The organism is Moorena sp. SIO2C4, assembly GCF_010672485.1.
GTDB classification, from domain to species: domain Bacteria; phylum Cyanobacteriota; class Cyanobacteriia; order Cyanobacteriales; family Coleofasciculaceae; genus Moorena; species Moorena producens.
In genome coordinates, this window is record NZ_JAAHGN010000317.1 from 1 (window position 1) to 7226 (window position 7226).

Genomic DNA, 7226 nt, shown 5'->3' on the forward strand with positions numbered 1-7226 from the left:
TCATAGGGGAAGAGGATGGGGAGCAAAAAAATACACTAATAGTTTTGGCAATAGTTTTGGCTGTGACTTCGTGAAATTTTAATAAAGATTGCTCAGAAGTCCACATGTTTCAAAAATTCTAGGTCGATAATGGTTCTATAAACTAATGATTCCCCTAGTAATTAGCCGACTAAACTATCCGGATTAACGAGTCTAATGACTGAAAACTGGAGTGAACAAGAGACAAAAACTATCAGTAGAGGTGCATCCAGATAATAAATGATTAGGCGTTTTCAGGATGTTATTGATTTTGGGTTTGCATTTTCCTAATAGCCTAATCTCGACCCTGCAATGTTTGTAGGGTCATTATTATGAATTGATAGTGATTTTACAATGCCCGTTAGTTTGTCTCAATTGCTGGGCATCTTAGTGAGTAAGTCCTGGTAAATTGGTCACTCAATTTGGTCACTCAATTTGGATAGTAGGCTGACACACTGGGCTGTTAGTCTGTGAACTTCATTCGATAAATCTTTGAGGAGTAAAGTAGAAACATCATGTTTGACTGCATAATCGTTGGTGCGGGACCGGCTGGTGGAACTGCTGCTTATCACCTGGCTAAAGGTGGAAAGTCTGTGGTGGTTCTAGAAAAAGAATCCTTACCCCGGTACAAGGCTTGTAGTGGGGCGGTTTCCCCACAAGTGCAACAGTGGTTTGATTTCGACTTTACACCTGCCATATCTCTGAAAGCTGAGAGTGTACGCTACACCTGGAAAATGGATGACCCAGTAGAAGTGAAACTGGACACTCAAGAACCGGTTTGGATGGTGCAACGGGATGTTTTCGATCACTATCTCATCCAACAAGCCCAAAAACAAGGTGCTGAAATTCGAGATAATACAGCAGTTACAGGGGTGGAGTTTAAGGGAGACCACTGGCAGGTCAACACTGTCAATGGGACTGTTGAAGGTCGCTACGTGATTGCAGCTGACGGTGCTACTGGACCGATGGCAAAATGGTTGGGATTCAAAGAACGTAAGTCACGTCTGGCATTAGCCCTAGAGGTGCCCAAATCGGAAACCAATAGTACCGAGATCCATTTTGACTTTGGTCAGGTCAAAAATGGCTTTATCTGGAATATTCCTAAAGCCGAAGGCTACTCCATTGGTCTTGGCTCCTTACGGGGTGGTGACCTGAAAGACATCGAAAAGATAGTCAAAGGTTATGCGGAGAAATCCGGCTTAGACCTGAGTAGCTGTAAACAGCACGAAGGTGCCATCTGCGTCTGGGAACGTGAGGAGAAGCTGCATACACAAAATGCTGTATTAGCTGGGGAAGCTGCTTGTGTGGTGGATCCCATGACTGCTGAGGGAATTCGACCCTCCATGTTCAGTGGCATGAAAGCAGCTGAGGCCATTCAACAAGCTTTGGCAGGTCAAGCCGATGCCTTAGAAAACTATACCCAGGTGATGCAGCAAGAACGGGGAACTGATATGAGTTGGGCTGCTAAGCTCGCTGGTGCGTTCTACAGCTTTCCCGGAATTGGGTACAAAGTCGGCGTTAAAAAACCCGTTGCTACTCAAATCATGCTCAACATTCTGTGTGGGCAATTACGCTACTCCGAAGTAGTAAATCGTGCCATGAAGCGCTTGAACCCATTAAGCGGGGGATAATGGTGATAGGATAATTAATTTTGTCTGGTATCTTATCACATAAATAGTTGGGGTTGTTGAGGGTGGACACTTGACTGTCAACCCTCAACCCTCAACAGATAATACCATTAATGTCGGGTAAAAATGACCATACTTGACCCCACCACAGGACTACGGGCAAGTAACGTTCCCTCTAAGTCAGTAATTTCCAACTTGTTAAAGTCTAATTGTTGAGACTGACTCAGCATCCTTTGAGCTAAGGTATTCTGCTGAGCATCGTTGAGTTGGTACCACTCATCACTGACCTTGACCAAGAGCATACTTCTGAGAAAGTTCGCCTCAATTGCTTGAATCAGGTCATTACCGTACTGAGCGGTAATAGCCGCAATTTGATTTTGAATTGCGACAATCAGGCTTTGTTCAGGAGTTAACTCTGGTGTGGGTATGGGTTCCGATTCCACAAATTTTGATTCCTGAGGAACTTCCAAATTTTGTGGAGAATTAATGGTATCAGCAGGAACTTGTGCCACCTGTGCTGGTGTCTTTGGTAGAAGCGCTAGTGTTGTCCATAGAATGACTACTACTACGCTTGCGATCGCACCAGTCAACATCCAATCAGACAGTTTTTCATTCCAAGCTGCCGGTAGCAAGGAGCGGACTTTTTTTAAGGTGCCATCCCACAACCGGCCAAGAGTACTAAGAATCGGCAGCAAGCGATTCATTAATCCAGACTTAGGCTGAGAAGACGATAACTTTCCCTTGCCAGTGGTCTGAGGCGATTGACTTGTTGTTTCCAAGCTGTCTTTGGATTTATCTGTCACTGATGGTGTCGGCGGCGTTTGCATTGGTTGATCATTTGCCGCTTCTGGCTGCTGTTTTTGCTCTTCTGACATTGTACTTCCTCCCAGGCAGCGCCATTTTTTGATTCAATCGATTGACACTCCTCCCTACTCACTATATGCGGACCAACATGTGTAGGTACTGACACAGACTTCTTGACCATTTTCCCACAAAGAACGAGCATTCTTGACTGGGGTAGTGCGGGGGGACAGCAACTGTTGTTTTCCTTTACTGCCGTGCTATATCCTCTAGCCTATTAGGAATTTAGATAAGATTTCCTAATCGAGCAATGGTCAACTTGCTTACCAGAAATGCAATGTTCTATCACTACCTATTTATCACTACCCTCATAATGTTAATGGGAAATTGAACAGGTATTATACCCACTCAATTTCCCAGTATCAAAGCTCAGTCTTCAAGGTAGGAGGGCGGAGATATTCGTGATTCCGTTATACCGCAGCAAAGTAAACCTTTGATTTAACAGGGTCAGGGTTCATAGTTTTGTCACCTGGTTGCCAGCCTGCTGGGCAAACTTCATCGGGATGAGCTTGAACGTATTGAATCGCTTTCAAGGTACGCAGGGTTTCGTCAACGCTACGACCAAAGGAGAGGTTATTGACAGTAGCATGCTGGATTATGCCCTCCTTGTCCATGATGAATAAACCACGTAAGGCAATACCAGCTTCCGGGTCAAGAACGTTGTAATCTGTGCTGATGTCTTTTTTGATATCAGAAACCAGAGGATAAGCTAGATCGCCTACACCTCCATCCTTGCGGTCAGTCTGAATCCAAGCCAGGTGAGAGAATTCACTGTCAACAGAGACGCCAAGGACTTCGGTGCCTAGTTCTTTGAATTCTTCAAAGCGATCGCTAAATGCAGTAATTTCGGTAGGGCAAACAAATGTGAAGTCTAGGGGATAGAAAAACAGAACGACGTATTTACCACGATAGTCAGACAGTTTAATTGTCTTGAACTCTTGCTCGAATACAGCAGTGGCCGTGAAGTCGGGAGCCAGTTGGCCTACCCGGAGACATCCTTCTGTCGTAGTCATGTCGTTATTCTCCTTATAGTGTCTAGGGTGTCAGTTGGCTACAGATTGCTGATCAAGTGGTGGTCACCTCAAACCTTGCTACCCATACTATTTCTCAAAGTGCTGGCTAAAAAGATACATCTTGAGAGGGAGTTCATGGATAAGAAAATGATCTAACCAATATCCCATGTCCATGCCGAGACCATGACATGATCTGTAACCTACCACACAAATGGTATCAAATCTAATTGATTATTTACGAACCTTTACAATTAGATCATAGTCATAACGATTTTGATTAGTAGGCTTTCCTTCAGGTGCGACCCGTGGCGAATTTAATTCTTAATGGTAAGAGCGCATATAAGTATCCAGTATTAGGAAATATTTGATGGAGCTTTATCGTTGATCCTTCCCAATTACTCTTTTACACTTTATTCTTCATGCTTTATAATTTACTCCTAACCCTTCATGCTTCAAGAATACTCAATTCCAACAGGGTTACCTCCCAAACCAATCGCGGCTGAGCATAACTGAGCAGGTATCGCCGAGCTTGCTCTAGCTTTTTAATCATCTCTGGTTGAGTGTGTGATTGCCAGTAGCAGTGTTGTAAATACTTCACTAACCAAAGCTGAGTGTGGGTATCCAGGTTGTTGTCAATTTCCTTTGCCAGTGCTAATGCTTGACGGGATGTGTGGGGTAACTGGGTAAGTTGGGTGAGTAAGTTTGGGGGCATGGCTTTGAGTTGCTCAAAAGCAGCGATCGCTTCCCCCGGACTTCCCTGGGCAATAGCGAGTACTGATGGTTCCTGTAAAATCTGTTGATGACCGGTTTGCCACAGCACTGTTGTCATAGTTTCGGGCCCCAGCCGAGAAAATGGAATCCGCTGACAGCGAGACACTAGGGTCGGCAACAAAGATTCAGTGTTAGGTGCGATCACTATCAACGTAGCGTTTCCCGGTTCTTCGAGAGTCTTCAGCAAACCATTGGCTGCTGGCTCTGCCATAGTTTCTGCTTGCTCTAGTACCACCACCTTACGTGATGCTTCTAGAGGAGAATTACTCAGAAACCGAGCAATTTCCCGAATTTGTTCCAACCGAATTTGGGGGGGTGCCTGACGCTGAATTCCTTTTTGGACAGCTTCTGTAGCAGACACCAGTGTACCATTCTGGAGATAGGTTGGCTCTACCCACAATACATCTGGGTGATTGCCCTGAATCAGTCGTTTTTTAATTGAGACTTGCCCATCAGCTGGGATACCTTGACCAAACAACTGTTCAATAAAAGCCCGTGCTACCAGACTCCGCCCCACCCCAGATGGACCAGCAAACAGGTAGGCAGGGGCAATGCGGTTAGTTGTAATTGCTCCGTTCAATAATGCGATCGCTTGGTCTTGCCCTAGGATAAAATCGAACGCTCCTGGAACCATGTTCTCAACCGTTCACCCAAAATCTTCTGAATGGCATTATGCACCTCCTCCTCACTGTAGCTAGCATCTACCCGAACAATCCGATCGGGATTTTGTTGATACAACTCCTGAAATCCCTGCTGCACTCGTCGGTGAAATGCTAAGTCAGCTTGCTCCATGCGGTCAACGGTTCCCCGCTGTCGCGCCCGTTCCAGACCAATTTCGACATCAATATCTAGCCACAGGGTGAGGTCACTTTCCAGTCCACCGGTAGCAATTTGATTAAGCTCCTCGATCAATTTCAAGTCAATACCTCGGCCATAACCCTGGTAGGCAATTGTGGAATCCGTGTAGCGATCGCATAAAATAATTGCTCCGTTGACCAACTGTGGCTTAATCAACTCTTCAACATGTTCAGCCCGATCAGCAGCATAGAGTAAAAGTTCAGCCCGAGGGTGAATCGGTGAGGAATCTCTATCTAGTAGCAGTTGGCGAACCTTAGCACCTAATAATGTTCCGCCCGGTTCTCTAGTGACTACAACGGGCATTGTTTGATTTCCCAAACAAACATTACCTAGACAGTCTTGTAAGCCACCAGCTCGAAGCCAATTTGAGCATCGCTGTAGTTGGGTAGTTTTACCACCACCTTCCACTCCCTCGAAAACAATTAGCTTACCCCTCAAGCCCAACTCCTGTACTAATCATCCCTAAATATCTTCATAGCCTACAGCTTAAACAATAGGTTGAACAAGCTCAGGCATTCAGCCGTACCCATTAGCGTGGGCTAAAATCACGCATCCCATAGCTGTGCTAATAAATACTGACGATATAAATCACAACTTGGCATGACGTGATTTCCGTCAAAGATGATCAAACCTAGATTCTTTAATCTATTGATTAAGATTGAATCTAACTCAACACCTCTATCGGTTTGAATCACCTTGTTGAAGAAAGTGGCTAACTCAGGATTTTGCCTAAGTCTAGTTAATTTTAGCAGCAGATGATCCCTATAAATTCCCTCTCCGGTAGGTGCTTGATCAAGAAGTTGTTCTAGGCTAAGGTTTTCGCAAGCCAAGTGATAGAGAGCAAGCTGCACTAATTTCGGATGTCCCCCCACCATAGCCATTAATTTCTCCCTAGCTTGACCTCTAAACCAATCGAGTCCATAAAGCTGGGCTAACTGCTGAATTTGTTGAAGGTTAAACTGGGGTAATTCAATGGGCAATCCTAAATTCGATAAATAGTCAGCGATTGTAACAGGAATATCAACTTCTGTGGAATAAGCAACCACAAGCCGCAGCTTTTGCCAAGGTTTCACGTGTTTGGCAGCCTCAGACCAAGATCGCAACAGAAGAAAAAAGTCAAGAGCTGTTTGCCTATGCTCAAGGAGCAAATTCATTTCATCCATCGCCAAAACTAGGGGGTGTTCAAGGGACTCTAAGATATGTCCTTGAAAAAAAGAGCTACAGCTTGCTTTGCTGCCGATGTCCTCATGCCAATACTCATCCAATTGCTTGGCAAGCACCAGTTGATTACATAGATTAGCACACAACCAACGTAATAACCGATCTAAATTACTTAAAATCGCTCTTTCTGCTTGGGCAAAATTAATCCATACTGTTCCGTAACCTAGGGATTTTGCCCGGTCTACTATCCGCAGCATCAAAGAGGTTTTACCGGTCTCTTTCGGGGATCTAATCAGGATTAGACTTCCGAGTTGTTCAATGGCTTGGTAAGCCATTTCTTCGACAACGGGACGTTTAATGTAAAACGCTGATGATAGGGGGACTACTCCAATGGGAAAGGTTGGGCATTGGCTCAAGGATTGGTAATATTGCTCGATTCGCTCTTGGTGTAAGGGACTCAGAGGAATGCTAGCTAAAACTGGTTTGAAGTTGCCCTTGGTGATTGGTTTGCCAAAAATCTTGCTGAGCAATAGCCATAACTTAGAAGCGATTCTCCTGAGATATTCACTACCGTAGTGTATCTCCTCCGCCATCTCGGTATAGGTTTTTTCTTCCCAAGCTTGGTACAGAATCCATTCCTGAAGGGAAGTCAATTTAGCGTACCCCATAACTGTGAGTACATCTATGAGCTGATCTACTGACATCGTCTTACTATGTGCACCTTTTGCTGATGGTCTTGAGTCAGAGATGACCAAAACCAAGGAAGATCAATTGTTTGAATAATTATAAGGAATATAGAGTGTTGATCATACCGATGAGGTACATTCAATTTTATTACCCCCTTGCGCGCGGGGATTCCTACTCCCTACTGCCTACTCCCTACTCCCTAAAACCCAGGACGAAAGTACCTCACCCA

At 44.8% G+C, this 7226-nt stretch carries 6 protein-coding genes; 1 reads left to right on the forward strand and 5 read right to left on the reverse strand.

Features of this window, described 5'->3' with window-relative positions:
• Positions 1–533: 533 nt before the first annotated feature.
• A complete protein-coding gene (locus tag F6K20_RS17430) occupies positions 534–1649 on the forward strand; it encodes a geranylgeranyl reductase family protein (protein WP_008186716.1) in 1116 nt (371 codons plus the stop codon).
• Between the two features lie 107 nt (positions 1650–1756).
• Here F6K20_RS17430 and F6K20_RS17435 read toward each other — a convergent pair whose 3' ends face one another.
• The 5 genes from F6K20_RS17435 to F6K20_RS17455 all read right to left on the reverse strand — a co-directional run bounded on the left by F6K20_RS17435 (position 1757) and on the right by F6K20_RS17455 (position 6978).
• On the reverse strand, positions 1757–2521 hold the full coding sequence (locus tag F6K20_RS17435) for a hypothetical protein (protein WP_071104782.1): 765 nt from the start codon (positions 2519–2521) through the stop codon (positions 1757–1759).
• Between the two features lie 396 nt (positions 2522–2917).
• Positions 2918–3520 carry a peroxiredoxin gene (locus tag F6K20_RS17440; RefSeq protein ID WP_008186710.1) on the reverse strand — a complete coding sequence of 201 codons (603 nt, stop codon included), beginning with the start codon at positions 3518–3520 and terminating at the stop codon, positions 2918–2920.
• Between the two features lie 445 nt (positions 3521–3965).
• Positions 3966–4925: a DNA polymerase III subunit delta' gene (gene holB / locus F6K20_RS17445; protein ID WP_008186706.1), complete on the reverse strand. Its 960-nt coding sequence runs from the start codon at positions 4923–4925 to the stop codon at positions 3966–3968.
• A complete protein-coding gene (gene tmk / locus F6K20_RS17450; RefSeq protein WP_044493901.1) occupies positions 4895–5587 on the reverse strand; it encodes a dTMP kinase in 693 nt (230 codons plus the stop codon). The genes holB and tmk overlap by 31 nt, the downstream gene beginning before the upstream one ends.
• A 107-nt stretch (positions 5588–5694) precedes the next feature.
• Positions 5695–6978 (reverse strand): AAA-like domain-containing protein, encoded by a 1284-nt coding sequence (locus F6K20_RS17455; RefSeq protein ID WP_229419055.1) that lies wholly within the window; start codon positions 6976–6978, stop codon positions 5695–5697.
• Positions 6979–7226: the final 248 nt, after the last annotated feature.